14 protein-coding genes are annotated in these 19,800 nt (G+C 67.7%); 8 read left to right on the forward strand and 6 right to left on the reverse strand.

The window, feature by feature from the left end; all coding sequences use genetic code 11:
• Positions 1–3: 3 nt before the first annotated feature.
• Entirely contained in the window at positions 4–672 is a 669-nt protein-coding gene (gene lexA / locus KIK15_RS14155) for a transcriptional repressor LexA (protein ID WP_374222865.1), read from the reverse strand.
• A gap of 219 nt (positions 673–891) precedes the next feature.
• Here lexA and KIK15_RS14160 point away from each other — a divergent pair, with 219 nt between their 5' ends.
• Positions 892–1,419 (forward strand): LysM peptidoglycan-binding domain-containing protein, encoded by a 528-nt coding sequence (locus tag KIK15_RS14160; RefSeq protein ID WP_214245372.1) that lies wholly within the window; start codon positions 892–894, stop codon positions 1,417–1,419.
• A 171-nt stretch (positions 1,420–1,590) separates the two neighbouring features.
• Entirely contained in the window at positions 1,591–2,082 is a 492-nt protein-coding gene (gene nrdR, locus KIK15_RS14165) for a transcriptional regulator NrdR (RefSeq protein WP_214245373.1), read from the forward strand.
• Here the strand turns inward: nrdR and hrpA are convergent.
• Genes hrpA through KIK15_RS14180 form a run of 3 tightly spaced genes read right to left on the reverse strand, consistent with a single transcriptional unit; the run spans position 2,053 to position 9,612 of the window.
• Positions 2,053–6,009 carry an ATP-dependent RNA helicase HrpA gene (gene hrpA, locus KIK15_RS14170; protein ID WP_214245374.1) on the reverse strand — a complete coding sequence of 1,319 codons (3,957 nt, stop codon included), beginning with the start codon at positions 6,007–6,009 and terminating at the stop codon, positions 2,053–2,055. The two genes, nrdR and hrpA, sit on opposite strands and share 30 nt — an antisense overlap.
• Positions 6,010–6,052: 43 nt before the next feature.
• Entirely contained in the window at positions 6,053–8,548 is a 2,496-nt protein-coding gene (locus tag KIK15_RS14175; RefSeq protein ID WP_307851896.1) for a DUF3516 domain-containing protein, read from the reverse strand.
• Positions 8,545–9,612: a proteasome assembly chaperone family protein gene (locus KIK15_RS14180; protein WP_214245375.1), complete on the reverse strand. Its 1,068-nt coding sequence runs from the start codon at positions 9,610–9,612 to the stop codon at positions 8,545–8,547. The genes KIK15_RS14175 and KIK15_RS14180 overlap by 4 nt, the downstream gene beginning before the upstream one ends.
• A 375-nt stretch (positions 9,613–9,987) precedes the next feature.
• Here KIK15_RS14180 and KIK15_RS14185 point away from each other — a divergent pair, with 375 nt between their 5' ends.
• The 4 genes from KIK15_RS14185 (at position 9,988) to KIK15_RS14200 (ending at position 13,780) form a co-directional block, all read left to right on the forward strand.
• Positions 9,988–11,076, forward strand: coding sequence for an S-(hydroxymethyl)mycothiol dehydrogenase (locus KIK15_RS14185; protein ID WP_214245376.1), 1,089 nt, complete (start codon positions 9,988–9,990; stop codon positions 11,074–11,076).
• Positions 11,073–11,699, forward strand: a complete 627-nt coding sequence (locus KIK15_RS14190; RefSeq protein WP_214245377.1) for an MBL fold metallo-hydrolase — start codon at positions 11,073–11,075, stop codon at positions 11,697–11,699. Before KIK15_RS14185 ends, KIK15_RS14190 begins: the two co-directional genes overlap by 4 nt.
• A gap of 97 nt (positions 11,700–11,796) precedes the next feature.
• Positions 11,797–12,531, forward strand: a complete 735-nt coding sequence (locus KIK15_RS14195) for a hypothetical protein (RefSeq protein WP_214245378.1) — start codon at positions 11,797–11,799, stop codon at positions 12,529–12,531.
• A gap of 133 nt (positions 12,532–12,664) precedes the next feature.
• Positions 12,665–13,780, forward strand: coding sequence for a DUF4192 domain-containing protein (locus KIK15_RS14200; protein WP_214245379.1), 1,116 nt, complete (start codon positions 12,665–12,667; stop codon positions 13,778–13,780).
• Between the two features lie 4 nt (positions 13,781–13,784).
• Here the strand turns inward: KIK15_RS14200 and galE are convergent, their stop codons facing one another.
• Complete coding sequence (gene galE, locus KIK15_RS14205; RefSeq protein WP_214245380.1) at positions 13,785–14,768, reverse strand: UDP-glucose 4-epimerase GalE; 984 nt, start codon at positions 14,766–14,768, stop codon at positions 13,785–13,787.
• 6 nt (positions 14,769–14,774) lie between these two features.
• Positions 14,775–15,458 carry a metal-dependent transcriptional regulator gene (locus tag KIK15_RS14210; RefSeq protein ID WP_214245381.1) on the reverse strand — a complete coding sequence of 228 codons (684 nt, stop codon included), beginning with the start codon at positions 15,456–15,458 and terminating at the stop codon, positions 14,775–14,777.
• A gap of 286 nt (positions 15,459–15,744) precedes the next feature.
• Between KIK15_RS14210 and KIK15_RS14215 the strand changes: the two genes are divergently transcribed.
• Positions 15,745–16,944 carry an acetoin utilization protein AcuC gene (locus KIK15_RS14215; protein ID WP_374222866.1) on the forward strand — a complete coding sequence of 400 codons (1,200 nt, stop codon included), beginning with the start codon at positions 15,745–15,747 and terminating at the stop codon, positions 16,942–16,944.
• A 115-nt stretch (positions 16,945–17,059) separates the two neighbouring features.
• On the forward strand, positions 17,060–19,792 hold the full coding sequence (locus KIK15_RS14220; RefSeq protein ID WP_307851925.1) for a GNAT family N-acetyltransferase: 2,733 nt from the start codon (positions 17,060–17,062) through the stop codon (positions 19,790–19,792).
• The last annotated feature ends 8 nt before the right edge of the window (positions 19,793–19,800 follow it).

Here is a 19,800-nt window from a genome sequence, read left to right on the forward strand (position 1 = left end):
CGATCAGATCCGTCGCATGACGGTGACGACCTTGCCCAAGATCGCGGCGTCGTCACCGGGGATCGGGTCGAACGCCTCGTTGTGCGGCATCAGCCAGACATGGCCGTTGGTGCGTTTGAACGTCTTCACGGTGGCCTCGCCGTCGATCATCGCGGCGACGATGTCACCGTTGTCGGCCACGTTCTGTTGCCGGACCACCACCCAGTCGCCGTCACAGATGGCCGCGTCGATCATCGACTCGCCCACCACCTTCAGCAGGAACAGGGCCCCGTCGCCGACGAGTTCGCGCGGCAAGGGGAACACGTCTTCGACTGCTTCTTCCGCGAGGATCGGACCGCCGGCGGCGATCCGACCCAGCACCGGGACGTAGGTCGGGGTGGGTAGGGCGGAGGCCTCGGTCACCTCGGTCGGATCGTCTTGGACGTTGACCGCGCGCGGTCGGTTGGCGTCGCGTTTGAGGAAGCCGCGTCGCTCGAGTGTGCGCAACTGGTGGGCCACCGACGACGTGGAGTTGAGTCCGACCGAGTCGCCGATCTCGCGGATGCTCGGCGGGTAGCCCCGGTCGCGGACCGATGCGCGGATGACCTCGAGGATCTTCATCTGGCGGGGCGTGAGATCCGCCTCGCTCAAGGGTGCGTCGTCGGCCTGATCCGCGGTACCGGACCGGTCGATGGAGCGGGTGCTGTCGGACACGATGTCCCTCCTGTCACGGCGTGCGGTGGTCGAACATCTGGGCTGTTCGAATCCGGCACACCTGCCGTCACCAGCGACAGTAGAGGAAAAGATCACAAGTCTCAAACATTTGTTCGACCGTGTCGGGACTTTGTCAGACCGGCGTGATACAAATCGAACAGACATTCTTTCGAACGCCTGGTCGATGAGGAGACTGACATGAACGACACCCTGGCTCACCCCCGTCCCATGACCGGGCTCACCGGGGGCGCGGCGGCGTCACATGGCCCTGAGCTGCACACACGCCCTGTCCGGCGCCCGACCGCACGTCCGGCCGGGACGCCGCGACCCGTGGCGGGCACCGCGTCGACACGGCCCTCGGACACGGCGCGCAGCGCGACGTCGCAGCATCGATCGGGCACCCGCTGTGCAGATGCCCGTGTCCGCACCACAACCATCAGTCCGGTCGGATGGTTCGCCGCCATCGCGGTCGGATTCGTCCTGGCCGCGCTCGTGTGGGCGCTGGCCATCGTCGGCTCCGAGATCTCCGACGCTCACACACCTGCGGTGGCGGGAACCTCGGTCGTCCATGTTCGCTCGGGTGAGTCGCTGACCGCGCTGGCCCAGCGTGTCGCCCCGGATGAGCCTGCGGCTGCGGTCGTCGCCGACCTCCGCTACCTCAACCACCTCGACAACTCCGCGGTGGTGGCCGGGCAGCCGCTGCTCGCCCCGGTCTACCGCCGCTGACGCCGACGCCACGTGATGATCGACGACGTCGACGACGTTGGGTGGGCGGTGCCCGGGTGCGACGCCCCCCGGTCGGTATCCTTGCGGCCACGGGTTCGCCCTGAGCCCGTTGGTCGCACACCCGGCCGGCCCGACGTGGTCAGGATGTGCCGTGGAGTCGAGGACACATCGATGCATTGCCCTTTCTGCAAGAACGAGGACACCCGCGTGGTGGACTCGCGGGTCGCCGACGAAGGGCAGGCGATCCGGCGGCGTCGGTCATGTCCTGAGTGTGGTCGGCGGTTCACCACCGTCGAGAGTGCGGTCCTCGCGGTGGTCAAGCGCAACGGCGTGACCGAACCCTTTTCTCGCGAGAAGGTGATGAAGGGTGTTCGCCGAGCGTGTCAGGGTCGCGCCGTCGACGAGGACCGACTGCAGCAGCTCGCTCAGCAGGTCGAGGACACCGTGCGCAGTTCCGGATCTGCCGAGATCCCCAGCAACGAGGTGGGTCTGGCCATCCTCGGCCCGCTGCGTGAACTCGACGAGGTGGCCTACCTGCGATTCGCCTCGGTGTATCGCTCCTTCGAATCCGTCGAGGACTTCCAGCGTGAGATCGACGATCTGCGTGCGGCGTCGTCGACCGGCGCGGTCAGCTCATCGACACAGGGCGGCGATCGCCGCTGAGGTCCGCTTCTCCGACGCCGGGTAGGCGGTACCGACCTGCTCGGCGAACAGACTGATCCGCATCTCCTCGATCATCCAGTGGATCTGCTCGTTGACCACTGCGCGTCTGTCCGGCGTCACCCGGGCGACAGCCCGGTTCCATTCGGCCACAATGCGATCGACTGCCTCGAGGCCGCGTCGGTCGGTGGCCGCAGCCGCAGGCAGCCGCGACAGTCGCCGTTCGATTCCGTCGAGATAGGCCGGTAACCGCGCCAGGTGTACACCGGCGGTCTCGGCGATGAATCCGTCGTAGATCAGGTGATCGAGTTGATCACGAGCGTCCTCGGTCGCGTCTGCGGCACCCAGCCGCTCCAGTTGGGCTCGGATGGGTGCCACCCAGACCAGTGCCTGCGCCGCAGACCGCAGCACCGAGCGAGCGTCGCCGCGAGCGCGTTGGGCCACCGCGGCGCGCAATGCTGCGAACTGCTCGGGCGTGCGCACCGATCCGGTGTCGCCGACCGCATCGCGGATGGCCGCGCGCATGCAGTCGGCGAACAGTGCGGTCGCATCACGGTAGGGGCTCTGCGACAACGCGATGCGCTGCTCCACACTCAACTCCGCCACCGCTCCGGCTTTCAGCGGCGGGATCGACAGCTCGAGCAGCCGCCGGATGGCCAGGTGAGTCTGGGCCCGGGCGGTCGCGGCCGAGGTGGCAAGGTCGGTGACGACCCCGGTCTCGGTGGCGCGCAGGGTTGGATAGCTCGTCACGCGCTGGCCGGCCACGGTTTCGGTGATCGACTCATCCAGCGTCCCGATGCCCGCTGCGCTCCACTCGGTGTACACGATCGGGGCCGCTCGAGGCGTCGCGGCCGGGGTCGTGTGGGTGGACGATCGCCCGCGCGTGCCACCGGTCGTGCGGGTCGGCTCACCGCGTGCAGCGGGCCGCAGGGCGGCGGTGAGCTCGGCCAGGGTGGGTGCGGTGGCCAGCACCGAACCGTCGGCGTCAGTGGCCGCGAACGCCATCCGCAGATGATCGGGTAGCCGGGTCTGATCGAAATCATCGGCGCCGACCACCACACCGGTCTGCCGGGTGAGCTCGCGGGCCAACCCGCTGGTCAGGGGTTCGCTGCGCGGGGTCAGTGCAGCCAATGCTCGCACTGCGACGTCGGCGGCCGGCCCCAGCTGTCGGCGCACCGATTTCGGCAGTGTCCGTACCAGCGCCACCGCCAGTTCGTCACGCAGTCCTGGCACCAGCCAGTCGAAGCCGGACGGGCGGATACGAGGCAGCAGCGGCAGCGGAATACACACCGTCACGCCGTCGTGTTCGGATCCCGGGGTGAACTGGTAGACCAATGGCAACCGAGCCTCACCCTGCTGCCAGTGGTCGGGGAAGTCGCCCGAGGCGACGGTCGTGGTGTCGGAGATGTCGGCGATCGACAGATCAAGCAGTGTCGGCTGCTTCTTGCGGGTGCGCTTCCACCAGGTGTCGAAGTGGGCTCCGGAGACCACCTCTGCCCCGATCCGGGTCTCGTAGAACTCGAACAACTTCTCGTCGTCGACGACCAGATCGCCACGGCGCGAGCGGGTCTCGAGTTCACGGGCCTCGTCAAGCACGGTCTGGTTGCGGGTGAAGAAGGCGTGGGGGGTGCGCCAGTCGCCCTCGACGAGAGCGTGCCTGATGAACAGCTCGCGCGACTCCTCGGCGTCGATTCGGCCGTAGGGCACCGCGCGGCGGGCGACCAGCGGCACACCGTAGAGCGTCACCCGCTCGTAGGCCATGGCGGAGGCTCGCTTGGATGACCAGTGCGGTTCGCTGTAGGACCGTTTGACCAGCGGCCCGGCCAGCTTCTCGGCCCATTCCGGTTCGATCGAGGCGACGGTCCGGGCGAACAGCCGCGAGGTCTCGACGACCTCGGCGGCCATCACGAACCGTGGCGGCTTGCCGGCAAGCGGTGACCCGGGAAACACGACAAACCGAGTTCCGCGGGCGCCCTGGAATTCTCGGCTGTCGCCGTCGCGTACACCGATGTGGCCCAGAAGACCCGCGAGCAGCGACTGGTGGACCGATGTCGCCGACGTCGGCTCGGTGTTGGGGGTCCACCCCTTGTCGGCGACGATTCGCGACAGCTGCTGGTGCAGCTCTCGCCATTCCCGAATACGTAACCAGTGCAGGAACTCTCGCTCGCACTGGCGGCGGAACTGGTTGCCCGACATCTCGGTTCGGGCCTGCTGCAGGTGGTTCCACAGCATCACGATCGACAGGAAGTCCGATCCGGGGACGTGGAAGCGGGCGTGGGCGGTGTCGGCGGCCTGCCGATGCTCCACCGGTCGCTCACGCACATCGGGCAGCGACAGTGCCGAGACGATGACCAACACCTCGGCCAGCGCGCCGTTCTCACGGGCGGCCACCAGCATCCGGGCCCAGCGCGGGTCGACGGGAAGGTCGGACAGGTCCCGGCCGACCGGCGTCAGGTTGCGATCTGCGCCGCGTCCGTCGATGGCACCGAGTTCTTCGAGCAACGCGACGCCGTCGCGCACCGCGCGCGGGTCGGGAGGTTCGACGAACGGAAAGGCGTCGATGTCGCCGAGCCCGAGCGCGGTCATCGTGAGGATCACCGATGCGAGGTTGGTGCGCAGGATCTCCGGTTCGGTGAACTCGGGCCGAGCCGCAAAGTCGTCCTCGCTGTAGAGGCGGATGCAGATGCCGTCGGCCACGCGCCCGCAGCGACCCGCGCGCTGCCGGGCGCTGGCTTGAGAGATGGGTTCGACCGGAAGGCGTTGCACCTTGGTGCGCACCGAGTATCGCGAGATGCGCGCGGTGCCGACATCGATCACGAAGCGGATGCCCGGCACCGTCAGCGAGGTCTCTGCGATGTTGGTGGACAACACGATTCGACGCCGGTCGCTGGTGGCGAACACCTTGTGCTGATCGGCGGTGGACAGGCGCGAGAACAACGGCAGGATGTCTATGCCACGGTCGCGCAACGATCCCAGCGCATCGGCGGTGTCACGGATCTCGCGTTCGGTGGCCAGGAACACCAGGATGTCCCCGGGGCCCGCGCGGCACAGTTCGTCGACGGCGCGACTGATCGCGTCGATCTGGTCGAGGTCTTCGTGGTCGTCGTCGGGGTCGGCGCTCTCGCGCGGCCGGTAACGCACCTCCACGGGATAGGTGCGCCCCGACACCGAGATGATCGGCACCGGACGGTCGTCGGTGGCGAAATGGTCGGCGAAGCGCCCGGGGTCGATGGTGGCCGAGGTGATGATCACCAGCAGGTCAGGTCGGCGCGGCAACAGCTGCTTGAGATAGCCGAGGATGAAATCGATGGTGAGGCTGCGCTCGTGGGCCTCGTCGACGATGATCGTGTCGTAGGCGCGCAGCATCGGATCGCGACCGATCTCGCGCAGCAGGATGCCGTCGGTCATCACCTTGACCAGGGTGTCGTCGCGGGTTCGGTCGTCGAACCGCACCGCGAAACCTACCGTCTCACCCAGCTCGGTATGGGTTTCTTCGGCTATTCGCGCGGCTACCGACCGGGCTGCGATCCGGCGCGGCTGGGTGTGCCCGATCATTCCGCGCACACCGCGGCCGAGTTCCAGACAGATCTTGGGTAGCTGGGTGGTCTTGCCCGACCCGGTCTCGCCGGCCACCACCACCACCTGACGATCACGCAGGGCATCGCTGATCTCATTGCGGGCCAACGAGATCGGCAGATCAGCGGGGTAGTCCAGTCGTGGGACCGCAGCGCGACGCCGGGCGGTCCGGGTGCGCGCGGCCTGCAGCGCTCCGGCGAAGCGATTGCGGTCGGTGTCGGTGCGGGCCGCGCGGCGTCGGCGTTTGAGTCGGAACTCGTCGGCGATGGACACCTCGGTCCAGTCGATGACCGCCGGCTCATGGCCGCGGTCGACCGGTTCGGGGGTGTGGTCGGTGATGGGTGGGTGGGCCATGATCACCCCAGGATATTCGTCCCCGACGTGGCCTCCGTGCGTGTCACCCGGCGATGACCTCGACGTCGCGGATGACACAGCTGCCGTCGGATTCCTCGTTTGCGAGGTCGGGGAGATCGACCTGCGCGGTCAGTGCCCAGCCGCGATCGCCATCGGGGTCGTCGATGGTCTGGCGTACCCGCCACACCGTCTGGGACTCGTCGAGGGAGAACAGCTGCGGGCTGCGGGCGTCGGGGCCTGTCCCGATCTCGTCGTACTCGTCGAAATACTCGGCGAACTCTGCACGCCAGTCGAGGTCGGGATGCATGGCGTGCAAGGTGGCCCAATTGCGACGAGCGGCCGCGCTGACGATGGCGAACATGTGGTTGCGCACCTGCACGCGGCAGGCCCGCAGGTTGGGTCCCGCCGCGCGCGGTGCGGTTGGTTCGCCACCGGAATCGGCGTCGGGGTGGGTCAGTTGTTCCCACTCGTCGATGAGGCTCGAGTCGACCCGCCGGACGAGGTCCCCGAGCCATTCGATGAGGTCGTCGAGCTCGGGGGTGTGTTGGGCGGTGGGCAGCCCGTGACGGGCGGCGCGGTAGACGTCGGTGAGATACCGCAGCACCACGCCCTCGCTGCGTGCCAACTTGTAGCGGGCCACGAATTCCGTGAAACCCATTGCCTGTTCGATCATCTCGCGCACAACCGACTTCGGTGACGGCGGTGTCCCCGATACCCACGGGTGGCCACGGCGGTACATCTCGAAGGCGGCGTCGAGCAGGTCGGCCAGCGGCTTGGGGTGATCGACCTCCTCCAGCAGTTCCATCCGTTCCTCGTATTCGATTCCGTCGCTTTTCATCTCGGCGATCGCGGTGTCGCGGGCGGCGGAGCGTTGGGCGGCCAACACCTGACGCGGATCCTCGACGATTGACTCGACCACCGAGATCGCGTCGAGTGCGTACCCGGGATCGGCAGGATCGAGGATTTCCAGTGCGGCGATCGCGAACGATGACAACGGATTGGACAGGGCGAAGTTGGCTGGGACGTCGGCGGTGAGTGCCACCATCTTTCCGTCGGCATCAGGCTCCACCCGCTCCACCAGCCCTGCGGTGAGCAGGCCGCGATAGATCTCGATGGTGCGCAAGATGTGACGACGCTGTCGTTCGCGGGGTTCGTGGTTGTGCTCCAACAGATGTCGCATGGAGGTGAAGCAGTTCGCCGGGCGGGCGATCACGTCGATGACCATCGACGTCGACACCCGGAAATGCGACCGCAGCGGCTCCGGTGGGGCAGCGATGAGCCGTTCGAAGGTGGGCTCGCCCCAGGAGACGAACCCCTCGGGTGCCTTCTTGCGCTGAATCTTCTTGAGTTTCTTCGGGTCGTCGCCCGCGCGGGCCGCGGCTCGCGCGTTCTCTACATCGTGTTCGGGAGCTTGGGCCACCACGTAGCCCACCGAGTCGTAGCCGGCTCGTCCGGCGCGTCCGACGATCTGGTGGAACTCACGCGCCTGCAGGTGTCGGGTCTTGACGCCGTCATACTTGGTCAGTCCGGTCAGCAGGACGGTGCGGATGGGGACGTTGATCCCCACACCCAGGGTGTCGGTGCCGGCGATGACCCGCAGAAGTCCCTGCTGGGCAAGTCGTTCCACGAGACGCCGATAGCGGGGCAGCATGCCCGCGTGGTGGACGCCGATACCCGATCGCACAAGTTTCGACAGGGTTGCGCCGAAGCCTGCGGAGAACCGGAAGTCGCCGATCTCGGCGGCGATCGCGTCGCGCTGGGCGCGGTCGATGATCTTGGCGCTCAGCAGGGCTTGGGCGCGCTCGACGGCAGATTGCTGGGTGAAGTGCACGACGTAGATCGGGGCGCGGTCGTCTTCGATGAGCCGTTCGATGGTCTCGTGCACTGCGGTCAGCACGTAGGAGTACTGCAGGGGGACCGGGCGGGTGGTGCCGGTGATGTCGGCGGTTGTTCGTCCGGTGCGATCGGTGAGGTCGTCGACGAAGAAGCTCACGTCGCCCAACGTCGCCGACATGAGCAGGAACTGTGCGTGCGGCAACTCGATGAGCGGCACCTGCCACGCCCAGCCGCGCTCGGTGTCGCCGTAGTAGTGGAACTCGTCCATCACCACCAGACCCACATCGGCGTCGGCGCCGCGCCGCAGGGCCAGATTTGCCAACACCTCGGCGGTGGCGCAGATGATCGGAGCCTCAGGGTTGACGGTGGCGTCGCCGGTCATCATGCCCACCAGTTCGGCGCCGAATTGCGTGCAGAGGTCGAAGAACTTCTCGCTGACGAGAGCTTTGATGGGCGCGGTGTAAAACGTCCGTTCGCCCCGAGCGAGCGCGAAGTAGGCAGCGCCACTGGCGACCAACGACTTTCCCGAGCCGGTGGGGGTGGAGAGGATGACGTTGGAACCCGACACCAACTCCAGCAGTGCTTCCTCCTGCGCCGGGTATGGGGTCAGGCCCCGGCCGGCGGCCCAGCCGACGAAATGCTCGAAGGCTTCGTCGGCGTCACCTGCGGCCGCGACCGACAGCGGCGCGGCCTGCGCGTTCACGCCTCGGGATCTCGATCCTCGGCGGCGTGGCGTCCGCCGCTGCGCCGCGGCGGGGCATCGTCGTGACGTTCATCGGATTCGGGGCTTACCTGAGACGGCGCGCCGGGCTCGGTGGTCGAGGCGTCGGCCTCGGTGTCGCCAGGCGACCCCAGGTTGTCCTGTTCGGCGAGGTAACGCTCGAGTTCGGCTCCCAGCTCGTCACCGCTGGGCAGTTTTTCCTCTGCGGCCAGCAGCGATGCCTTCTCGTCGGCGGCGGCGGTGAACGCGTCGTACTGGCTTTCCAACGCGGCCACCACCGACTCCACCTCGGTGTTGCCTGCGACCTCGGAGTCGATCTGGGCGCGGACGGTGCCCGCTGCGTTCTCCAGCGCTGCCACCGGCAGGTCCAGGCCGGCCACGGTCGAGAGCGTCTCGATGAGTCGTGCTGAGGCGGCCGGGTACTGCGCCTGCGACAGGTAGTGCGGCACGTGCACCGACAGTCCGGCCGTGGAGTAGCCGTGTTGCGCCATCCGCAGCTCGACAAGCATGGAGGCGCTGGCCGGGATCTTCAGTTCGCTGCCCCACCGCGGCAGATCACCCAACATCGTCGGGTCTGACCCGTGCGCGGTGATCGTCGATGGACGGGTGTGGGGGATGGCCATCGGGATGGCGTTGAGCCCGATCACCGAGGACACGTTGAAGTGGTCGGACAGTCGCCGCACAGCGTCGACGAATCGCTCCCAGCGCAGATCGGGCTCGGCCCCGGCCAATAGCAGGAACGGACGGCCGCTGTTGTCGCGAATGGCGTGAATGGTCAGCGACGGCATCTCGACGTCGGTGAACTCTTCGCCGGAGAAGGTCATCGTGGGTCGGCGTGAGCGGTAGTCGATGAGCTCGTCGGCGGAGAACGTGGCCACGAGTTCGGAGTCGAGGCTCTCACGCAGATGATCGGCGGCGAGTGCGACCGCATGTCCGGCGTCGGCGAATCCCTCCATGGCGTGGACGAGGACCGGGCCGGTTCCCTCCTCGCCGGTCACCTGTGGTGCCGGGAACTCCAACTCGTACAGCGTGGACTTGTCGTCCATCGGATCCTCCTTCTCGACCTACATTGTCGCCCATCGCCTGGGCGCCACCCAAACCTTGCGCTGATCGAGCGGTCAGAAGCCTGCCAGACACGGCGGGCGCAACGCCCAGAACGCGCCGAGTGGGAATTGCTCGCTGTGATGTGCAACGACGGCAGTCGCTCCCCGGATTCCCCGACGTGCGCGAGCGCACAGGGTGTGGTGGTGCGCGAGCGCACAGGGTGTGGTGGTGCGCGAGCGCACAGGGTGTGGTGGTGCGCGAGCGCAGGCCGCGGAGTGTCAGCGCAGTCACGTGCACACATGGCAAGGTTGTCATCAATGCATGGGCGCGTGGCCTCGTCGGCCAGTGTTCGACACATCGAGAGGACAAGGACAGTCATGTCACAGCAGGTTCGTGGAGTCGTGTCGCTTGGCAAGGGAGAGCCAACCCAACTGCGCACCATCGTCATTCCCGATCCGGGGCCGCGCGATGTCGTGGTGCGGGTGCAGGCGTGCGGGGTGTGCCACACCGACCTCGCCTACCGCGACGGTGGGATCAACGATGAGTATCCGTTCCTCCTCGGACATGAGGCGGCTGGCATCGTCGAGCAGATCGGTGACGAGGTCACCCACGTGGCGGTCGGCGACTTCGTGGTGTTGAACTGGCGCGCGGTGTGCGGCCAGTGTCGTGCCTGCAAGCGGGGACGCCCGTGGTACTGCTTCGACACCTTCAACGCCAGTGTCCCGATGACGCTGGAGGACGGCACCGCACTCACCCCGGCGCTGGGTATCGGGGCTTTCGCCGACAAGACGCTGGTCCACGAGGGTCAGTGCACCAAGGTGGCATCCGACGCCGACCCGGCCGTGGCGGGTCTGCTGGGCTGCGGGGTGATGGCCGGGCTGGGTGCTGCGATGAACACCGGCAACGTGGGTCGGGGCGACAGTGTCGCGGTGATCGGCTGTGGCGGTGTGGGTGATGCTGCCATCGCCGGCGCGCGGCTGGCGGGGGCGTCGACGATCATCGCCGTCGATCGCGACGCCCGAAAGCTGGCCTGGGCCACAGACCTCGGCGCCACCCACACCATCGACGGCTCAGCGGTCGATGACGTGGTGGCCGCCGTCCAGGAGCTCACCGACGGTAACGGCGCCGACGTGGTGATCGACGCCGTCGGTCGTCCCGAGACCTACGAGACCGCTTTCTATGCACGCGATCTGGCGGGCACCGTGGTGCTGGTCGGGGTACCCACCCCGACCATGCGGCTGGAGTTGCCGCTGGTCGACTTCTTCTCTCGGGGCGGGGCGTTGAAGTCGTCCTGGTACGGCGACTGCCTACCCGAGCGTGACTTCCCGATGCTGATCGACCTCTATCAGCAGGGTCGGCTGCCGCTGGAGAAGTTCGTGTCCGAGCGCATCGGTCTCGACGAGATCGAAGCCGCCTTTCACAAGATGGAGGCCGGCGAGGTGCTGCGTTCGGTGGTGGTCCTGTGACGGTGCGCATCGACCATGTCGTCACCTCCGGCAGTTTCAGCCTCGACGGTGGCACCTGGGATGTCGAGAACAACATCTGGATCGTCGGCGACGACCACGAGGTGGTGATCATCGACGCCGCGCATGCAGCGGACCCGATCGTCGAGGCGGTGGCGGGGCGGACGGTCCGCGCCATCGTCGCCACCCACGGACACAATGACCACATCACTGTTGCCCCGGAACTGTCCGAGCGCCTCGATGCGCCCGTCCTGCTGCACCCGGGTGACGACATGTTGTGGCGGGACACCCATCCCGATGTGTCGCACGGCGACATCGAAGACGGCCAACGGATCTCGGTCGCCGGTACCGAACTGATCCTGATCAACACCCCAGGTCACTCGCCTGGATCGTGTTGTCTGTACCTGCCCGAGGCCGACGTGTTGTTCAGCGGAGACACACTGTTCTCGGGCGGTCCCGGCGCGACGGGTCGGTCCTTCTCGAGCTTCCCGACGATCATCGAGTCCATCCGCGACAAGATCTTCACCCTGCCGGCGGCGACCGAGGTGCGCACCGGGCACGGTGATTCGACTGCAGTGTCCGCGGAGGCGCCGCACCTCGAGGAGTGGATCGCGCGGGGACACTGAGGGGTCTGCGCATGTGGCCTGCCGGGCCTGCGCGAATGTGCATCGTCTGGACGTGTCGGTGACCAGAGGAGTCGGTTGCCGGTGGCACAGTGTGGGGATGAAGCACAGCGTGGGGCGTCGGCGCCGACCGGGACACACGACCTCGCCCGCCGCCGTGGTCGCCGCCGCCGTGGTCGCCGTCGGCGTGGTTGCGGCCGCCGGTTGTTCCTCGGACACCGACGGATCCCCCCGCGCGGGCGACGGATCGTCTGGGTCACGATCGCCGTCGACGGGTGCGATGGACCGCTATGCGTTGTCGCCGACAGACTTCCCGTCCTCCTACCCGGCGGTCCGGTTGAGTGGTGCACCGGCCGCCGAAGCGATGGCCGATGTCACCGGTCGCCCCCTGGCCGGGCAGGTCGACCCCGAAACCTGCCTGCCTCAACAGGTTCCGTCGGGTGTTGACGACGCAGTCGTCCTGGTCGGTCAATCGGCGGCTCAGGCGAACCTCACCGTGATCACCGTCCGCGTGAGCGTGGCGCTTGCGGAACTGTCCGCGCAGGTCGCGCGGTGTGCGACGTACACGGTGATCGACGGTCCAGCCCGATCTGCGGTGCGGATGGAGGCGTTGCCGCCGTCGCCGGTGGCGTCCGACGCCACGCTGGCCTACCGACGTACGCTGCGCTCGTCCACTGCGCCGTCTGCACCGGTGCAGACCATGACCACCCTGGTCGCCCAGAATGCCGACATCCGGGTGTACGTCGAATACCGGTCGGTGGGATCTGGTCCGCCAGACGGTGCCGCACTCGACGAGTTGTTCACCGCAGCGGTCAGCCGCGCGCGCGGACGCTGATCCACCGGAGCCACGTCCGGGCTGTCCACAGGCCGGCGCGGTCGTGGACAACTGTGGATCGATGAGTCGATGACCCGGGTTTTCGGCTCTTGGTGGACCGGGCGGGTCGGCACGGGTGATCAAGCTGTGTCCCATGACAATCCAACCGCCCACCCTCATCGTCGGTGATCCCGGCGACATCATCGCCGCCGTACCCGCCATGTTGGGCTTCGTCCCACAACGATCGCTGGTCCTCGTGGCCTTCGATGAGACCCAGACCAGAGTCGGTGTGACCATGCGTCACGACGTGGACTTCGATTCCGACGGTGCACCCAGTGAGGAGATGCGCACCGTCATCGCGCAGCTCTGCGATGTCTGTCTGCGCGACAACAGTTCTGGCGTGATGGCGCTGGTGGTCGACGACCGGCTGCCGTTCGACCTCAACAGTGCAACGGTGATCGGCGGCTGGATCGAGGTGTTCGCGCTGGTGGACATCGGACTGGAACACCTCGGTCTCACCGCGGGTTTCGTGATCCCCGAGTTGCTGGCAGGCGCGCAATGGCACACCGTCTGGGGGCGGATCGACAGGTTCGGGATCAGTGGTGTCATCGACGACCCGACGACTTCAGCCATCGCCGTTGCCCACACCTATGCGACCGGTCGTGTGGTGCGACGGACCCGGTCTGAACTCGTCGAGACCCTCGCCCCCGTGGCCCACTGCGCCGGGCTGTCCGTGGTCCCCGGACGAATCACCGGAGGGGCTGAATCTCGTTCTGCACGAGGGGAAACCGGGGATCCACCGCAGCGGTGCCCGGTTGTCGTCGATGTCGCCGACCGCTCGGACACCGCGCTGCTCACCCACGTGCTCGAGGCGGTTGCCGACGGTCTGGCCCCTGCGCCGCTGTGCGCTGATGTGGCTCTGCTCGACGCGGCCATCCGCCGGCTTCGCGTGCGCGATTCGTTGATGTGTCTGGCTGACAGTGGCTGGGCCGACGATGCGCGACGGCTCTGGGTCGAACTGACTCGCCGACTGTGCGGCCGGGGCCGCGCTGCGGCGGCCACCCTGCTGGCGCACCTGGATTACACCCACGGTGACGGTGCGATGGCCGGGGTCGCGTTGGACACCGCGCTGTCCGCCGACGCGGGTTACTCGATGGCCCAACTGCTCGATCAGTCGCTGCGCTCGGGCATGCGCCCGGAGTTCATCGCCGATCTGGTGCTCATCAGCCGAGCCACCGCAGCCGACCTGGGGGTCACCATGCCCCGGTGACAGCTCAGGATCGTGCGGAGTGGGCTCGGTCTCCGAGAGCTCGGATGTAGTCCCACGCGTCGGTGACGATGCCGGCGAGCTCGGTCTTGTCGGGCTGCCAGCCGAGCTCAGCGATGGCTTTGTCGCTGGAGGCGATGAGTACCGCCGGATCGCCTGCACGCCTGCTGGTCTCGACCACCGGGATGTCGATGTCGGTCACCTCACGGCAGGTGTCGATGACTTGGCGGACCGAGAACCCGGTGCCGCTGCCGAGGTTGTAGATGGCGTGACGTCCCGGTGTCGCAGCCGCCAGGGCCAGCAGATGCGCTTGGGCGAGGTCGTAGATGTGGATGTAGTCGCGGATGGCGGTGCCGTCGTCGGTGGGGTAGTCGGTGCCGAAGATGCTCACCTTGTCCCGGTGGCCCAGCGCGGCCTGCAAAACCAACGGGATGAGATGGGTTTCCACTGGCCGGTTCTCGCCGGCGCCTGCGTAAGCGCCTGCCACGTTGAAATACCGCAGGCTGACCGCCGCGAGATCGTGGGCCACGGTGTAGGAGGTGATGGCGTGATCGATCGCCAACTTGGTGGCGCCGTAGGCGTTGGTGGGCCTCGTCGGCGAGGACTCCACGATCGGCACGGAGTCAGGCTCGCCGTAGGTGGCGGCGGTGGAGGAGAACACCAGGCGGGGCACCTGGTGCACCCGGATCGCCTCGAGCAGGGCCAGCGACTCGACCACGTTGCCCTGCCAGTACAGCTCAGGATGGTGTACCGATTCGCCGACCAGTGACTTCGCGGCGAAGTGCAACACCCCGTCGAATTCGGTACCGGCCAGCAGATCGTCGGCGACAGCGCTGATGTCACCCTCGACGAACTCGGCCTCGGCGGGCACCGCGTCGCGGTTGCCGACCGACAAGTTGTCCACCACGGTCACCTGGTGACCGGCCTCGATCAAGACTCGTGCACACACACTGCCGACGTACCCCGCACCACCGGTGACGACCAGTTTCATCGTGTGTCAGACCTTTTCGACCTGGATGGAGTGGGCCATCTCCGAAGACAGCCGCAACCCGGCATGACCGGGGGTGCTGATCAGCACCGATCCGCCGGAGATGGTGACCGACACCCGGGCGTTGGGCACCACACCCGCCTCACGCAGTTCTGCGATCAGTCCGGGGTCGTCCTGAGCGTGTTCGGAGAGCCGACGGATGATGACCGCGACCGGTTCACCCTCGGGCAGGTCGGACAACCGGGTGGCGTTGTCGGCCGCCGGTGCGACGTCCACCCCGAGCAGATCCAGTCCGGGGATGGGATTTCCGTAAGGGGAGGTGGTCGGGTGATCGAGCACTTCGAGGATGCGCCGCTCGACGTTCTCGCTCATCACGTGTTCCCAGCGGCAGGCTTCGGCATGCACCTCCTCCCAGGGCATCCCGATGACGTCGACGAGCAACCGCTCGGCCAACCGGTGTTTGCGCATCACCGAGATGGCCAGGGTGCGACCCTGCTCGGTCAGTTCGAGTTGGCGGTCACCGGCCACCCGCACCAGACCGTCGCGCTCCATCCGGGCCACGGTCTGCGAGACGGTGGGACCGCTCTGTTCCAGACGCTCGGCGATGCGGGCGCGCAACGGGACGATCCCCTCCTCCTCGAGGTCGTAGATCGTCCGCAGATACATCTCGGTGGTGTCGACGAGGTCGTTCACGCTGTGCTTCCCGCTCTGGTTCCCGCTGCCGCTCTGGTTCCCACCGTCGGCCTGGTTCCCACTGTCGATCTGGTTCCCACTGTCGGATCAATCCTTTCCGCGTTGTGGCCCCGAGATTACCCGCATCGAGGTGCCACCACGCTGCGTCGACGCGCTCTAGCCTGGGTCCATGGACCCGCACCCGTCACCGCCGCCCGCGACCGCGGCGCAACCAGCCGGTCGCGACGACGTGGTGGTCGTGTGGAGTGAGCGATTCCTGGACTACCGGTGGAGCGGGTATCACCCGATGAACCCCGTCCGGTTGGCCCTGACCATGGGGTTGGCCCGCGGCCTCGGTGTGCTCGACGGCTACGACCTGGTGGTCCCGTCACCGGCCGACGACGCGTTGCTGCATACGGTGCACCGGCAGGACTACATCGAGGCGGTACGCGCCGCCGGGGTCGTGGCCTCCGGTGGCGTGGTGCCCGGCTTCTCGGCGGCACTGTGCGAGCGGATCTTCGGTCTCGGTGGCGCAGACAACCCCATCTTCCCGCGGATGCATGACGCCGCCGCGCTGCTGGTGGGTGGGTCGGTGGCCGCTGCGGATGCGATCGCGCGTGGTGCCGCACGTCGGGCGGTGAACATCGGCGGCGGCATGCACCACGCCATGGCGGGACGCACCTCGGGGTTCTGCGTCTACAACGATGCCGCGGTGGCCATCGCCCGGCTCCTCGACGGTGGATTCGATCGCGTGGCCTACCTCGACGTCGATGCCCACCACGGCGACGGGGTGGAACGCCGGTTCGTCGACGACCCGCGGGTGTTGACGGTGTCGCTGCATCAACACCCGGCCACGTTGTTCCCTGGCACCGGATACCCCACCGACGTGGGCTCCGGGGACGCAGCCGGGACGGTGGTCAACCTGGCGTTGCCGCCGCAGACACCAGATCGGCTGTGGCTGCGCGCCTTTCATGCGGTGGTGCCTTCACTGGTGGCCGATTTCGCCCCCCAGGTGATCGTCAGCCAGTGTGGTGCCGACAGCCATCTCGGTGACCCGCTCACCGATCTCGGCCTCACCGTCGACGGGCAGCGCGCGGCCATCCTGGCGATGCGGGATCTGGCCGACACCCACTGTGAGGGTCGATGGCTGGGTCTCGGCGGCGGGGGGTACGGAGTGGTGGACGTGGTACCGCGCACCTGGACGCATCTCATCGCGGCTGCGTGTGATCGCGACATCGACCCGAACACACCCACCACCCCCGACTGGCAAGACACCGCTCGGATTGCTTCCGAGTCCATTCATCCCGACTGGGTGACCACCACACCTGCCGAGACGATGTCCGACGGCGGTGACGTGGACTACCAACGCTGGGAAGGCAACTGGGGTCAGCACCCACCGGCAGGGATCAGCGTGCACCTGCAGTCGGCCATCGACGCTGCGATCCTGGCCACCCGCACAGCGGTGTTCCCGCTACGTGGACTCGACCCGAGTGATCCCCGTGACTGAGCCGACGGGGACCGAGCCGACGGGGACCGAGCCTGCGGGGACCGAGCCGACGGGGACCGAGCCTGCGGGGACTGAGCCGACGGTGACCGAGCCTGCGGGGACCGGGCCGACGGGGATCGGGCATGGAGCGGAGAACGGCGACGAGGGTGTGTCACCGGCCGACTCCACGTGGTCGTTCCCGAGGCACTGGACAGCCGACGTGCTCGCCTCCGATGGTCGTGCGGTGCACATCAGGCCCATCGTCGCCGACGACGCGAGCCGCATCGTCGCATTCCATTCGGGCCTGAGTGAACGCACCCGCTACATGCGCTATTTCGGTCCATACCCGGTGATGTCGCAGGCCGACATCACCCGGATGACCCACGTCGACCATCGGCAACGGGTGGCGTTGCTGGCTCTTCTCGGTGAGGAGATCATCGCCGTGGGAATCTATGAGGGCCTGGCCGCGGCGGGACGACCCGACGCCGCCGAGGTGGCTTTCGTGGTCGCCGATGCCCATCAGGGACGAGGCCTGGGGACCATCCTGCTCGAGCATCTGGCCGGTGCGGCGGCCGAGAACGGGTTCTCCCGTTTCGAGGCCGAGGTGCTGACCGAGAACCGTGCGATGCTGGCGGTGTTCCGGGAGGCGGGATACGTGCTCACCCGGAGCTTCGACGGCTCGACCGTGCACGTCGAGTTCGAGATCGACCCCACCGATGCCCTGCTTGCGGTGCGCAACGCACGTGAGCGGGCGTCGGAATCGCGCAGCGTGGCCAACCTGCTCCAGCCGTCCTCGGTGGCCATCATCGGCGCCTCCAGCGATCCGAGCAAAGTGGGTAACGCGTTGTTGGCCAACGTGATCGCCGGGAACTTCACCGGACCGGTGTACCCGGTCAACGCTGAAGCACGCGCGGTCCGCGGCATCCGCGCTTATCCCACCGTCAACGACATCCCCGATCCGGTGGACCTGGCCGTCGTGGCGGTGCCGGCCGAGACGGTGGGGGAGGTGCTGCGGGGTTGTCTGGACAAGAGGGTCAAGACAATGGTCGTGGTGTCCTCGGGCTTCGCCGAGTCCGGGGATGCGGGTGCGCTTGCCGAGCGCACCCTGGTCCACGAGATCCGTTCCTACGGAATGCGTCTGGTCGGCCCCAATGCGCTCGGGGTGATCAACACCGATCCGGCGGTGTCGCTCAACGCCACCCTGGCCCCTCGGGTGCCCGGACCCGGCCGGGTGGGCTTCTTTTGTCAGTCCGGGGCGCTGGGGATCGCGATCCTCGACGTCGCCGCGCGGCGTCGGCTGGGGTTGTCCACCTTCGTCTCCGCAGGCAACCGCGCCGATCTGTCGGGTAACGACATGTTGCAGTACTGGGACTCCGATCCCCGAACCGACGTGATCCTGCTTTATCTGGAAAGCTTCGGCAACCCGCGCAAGTTCGCCCGGCTGGCTCGCCGGGTCTCGCGCAGCAAACCGATCGTCGCGGTGAAGTCGGGTCGAAGGATGCTCTCGCCCAACCACATGCGGCATGATTCGCGCCTGGCCGATGCCAGCGCACGCGCTGTGCTTGCGCAGTCAGGGGTGATCCAGGTGGACACCATCGCCGACCTCTTCGACTGCGCGACGGTGTTCGGCTACCAGCCGCTACCGCGTGGTCCGCGGGTTGCGGTGGTGGGCAACTCGACCGTACTGGGCGTGTTGGCGGCCGGGGCGGGTGAGCAGTTCGGCCTGCAGGTGGTGGCTCAGGTCGATCTCGGAGCTGCGGTCCTGGTCGACGACTTCGAGCACGCGGTGCGAACGGCGACCGTCGACGAAGACGTCGACGCGATCTTGGTCGTGTTCGTCCCCCCGGTGGCGGTCGGGGCCGACCTCTACGCGCAGGCGTTACGTAGAGCGGTGGCCGACACAGACAAGACCGTGGTCACCACCTTCCTCGCGGTCGAGGGGATTCCGGAGACTCTGACCGTGCGCGATGAGCACGGGACGCCGGTGCGCGGGTCGGTGCCGTCGTTCCCATCGCCGGAGCGAGCGGCTGCGGCGCTCGGGCACGCGTGGCGGTACGCGCAGTGGACGGCGCGACCGCAATCGCAGATCGCGCGACCGGACGGCATCGATCCGCACGCGGCGTACGGCGTCGTCGCCGAATTCATCGACGATGGTGGTGCCGACCCGCGCTCGTCCGGTGGTGACCCGGCCGCGGAGACGATTGCCCTGAGCGAGCATCGATCGTCGGAACTGTTGGCGCACTACGGGATCCACGTGGTGCCGTTCGTCGACGTGGCTGATGCGGACGCCGCTGAGGCTGCGGCCACAGACTTGGGTCTGCCGGTGGTGGTCAAGGCCACCTCGCCGACGTGGCGTGGGCGACCCGACGGCGACGGTGCACGTCTCGACCTCAGCTCACCGGCGTCGGTACGTCGAGCGTTCGATGAGCTCGCCGCGTTGACCGGCGACGCTGTTCTGCAGGTGCAGCAGATGGCTCCGCGCGGGATCGCTGCGGTGATCCGCGTGCGCGACGATCCGTCGCTGGGTCCGCTGATCTCGTTCGGTCTCGCCGGGGCCAGTTTCGAGTTGCTCGGTGACCAGGCCTATCGTGCGGTGCCCCTGACCGTGGCCGACGCCCACGACCTCATCGACGCCCCCCGCTCGGCACCCCTGCTGGCCGGTTACCGTGGCTTGGCCCCGGTCGACCGTGAGGCGTTGGCCGACCTGTTGATGCGGGTGTCGGCGCTCGTCGACGACCTACCGATGATCCGCGAGGTGGCGTTGGACCCGGTGCTGGCGTCGCCGACCGGTGTCACGGTGTTGTCGGGCCGCATACGTCTCGGCCCGGAGCCCACACGCGTGGACACCGGGCCGAGACGGCTGAGCTGACTACGAGG

The organism is Williamsia sp. CHRR-6 (genome assembly GCF_018474015.1).
Lineage (GTDB): Bacteria > Actinomycetota > Actinomycetes > Mycobacteriales > Mycobacteriaceae > Williamsia_A.